This is a genomic window from Desulfogranum japonicum DSM 18378 (assembly GCF_000429945.1).
Taxonomy (GTDB): Bacteria; Desulfobacterota; Desulfobulbia; order Desulfobulbales; family Desulfobulbaceae; genus Desulfogranum; species Desulfogranum japonicum.
Genome location: NZ_AUCV01000123.1, coordinates 1 through 1,391, shown reverse-complemented (window position 1 = coordinate 1,391; position 1,391 = coordinate 1). Strand labels below are relative to the sequence as shown.

1 protein-coding gene is annotated in these 1,391 nt (G+C 44.6%); it reads left to right on the top strand.

Going from position 1 to position 1,391, the window contains the following annotated elements; genetic code table 11:
- Positions 1 to 433 precede the first annotated feature (433 nt).
- The gene (locus G493_RS0122690) at positions 434 to 1,288 is read left to right on the top strand and encodes a class I SAM-dependent methyltransferase (RefSeq protein ID WP_153306649.1); all 855 of its coding nucleotides are present in this window, start codon (positions 434 to 436) and stop codon (positions 1,286 to 1,288) included.
- Positions 1,289 to 1,391 lie beyond the last annotated feature (103 nt).

The following is a 1,391-nucleotide window of genomic DNA, read 5'->3' as shown; positions in this document are numbered from 1 at the left end:
TATTTATGTTCCTGTCATCTCGACAGTAACAGGGTTTACATACAGGGGACTTGCACCCCATTAGATCACGCTCATGCCGGGCGTACACCAAACATTCCAGCGGACCCGCAAACAGCGCGCGGGCCGGTTATCTTCACGTTAAGCGCGGATAGACAGTACGTCATTGAAAAGCAGCTAATTGTAAAGATTTATTATAAAAATTAGGGGTTTGACGATTGTTTATAAATATGCTAAATGCGAAGCTACCTCGTGTTAGCAAGCATAACAAGTTCATGCGGACAAACACGAGGCAGCTTCGTATGGCATGGAACAATCCACCCACCTCTGATTTAGCTAAAAATCAAAACCAGATGCACCAAGGGCACGTCGCAGCGAGCGCCTAACGGGCCGCTCAAGCGGACGGCTGTAATAATCTACAAATACGCTAAAGTCGGTGCCAGTTGAAACTTTCTATCGCCGCCGCTTAGCTCAACTAGTTAGCGAAAAGCTCGAAAAAAATATCATGCATGTAGCTGTAAAAGATTATGACGACATAAGTACCCCTGCGACCAAACAGGCAATAGTTCCACTATTGAACAGCTTGGGAAATCTGAGTCAAATGCACATTTTGGATCTTGCGTCAGGATCTGGGTACTTGTCGGAACTGGCCATAAAGCATGCGGCGCAGGTTACCGGAATTGATTTAGATCCGAACATGGTGAGGGCTGGACAAGAATATGTACCATTAGCTAATTTCATTGCTGGAAATGCAGAAGAGCTTCCCTTTGACAATGAAAGCTTTGATGCGGCAATTTGCAGTTTCGGCTTCCCACATTTCTCCGCTCCGGAGGTTGTTCTGTCCGAAGTTTCAAGGGTAATGAAACCAGGCGGTATTTTCTCATTCACACTCTGGCAACGTCCTGACCAGGGTAACCATTTTTTTAACCTCATTTTCGGGGCCTTCAAAGCCTATGCAGAAATGAAATCAGCACCTCCATCATCACCCTCCATATTTGCTTTGACAGATCCTAAAATCCATATTCCATTACTAACCCAGGAAGGTTTTACACATATTGATTCTCAGGTGTTGAATATTTCTTGGCCTCTGAATGGCCCAGAAACTATTTTAGAATTCATTCTTAAAGGCTCGAAAAAAACACGGAAAATATACGATCAGTTGCCAGATGAAATTCAACAAAATATTTGTAAATGGGTTACGAATAAAACCATGAAATATCTAGAAAATAACAAAAGATCTATTCCGTGCCCTGCATTACTTATCACTGCAAGCAAAGAAAGCTATTACTAAGAAATCGCTAATCGGGTAGCCGGGGGAATCTCTCCCCCAGCCCCCACACCACCAAGCAAGCGGGTCCGCACTTGGCGGTTCCCATGAGCTACCGAGCCGTAGC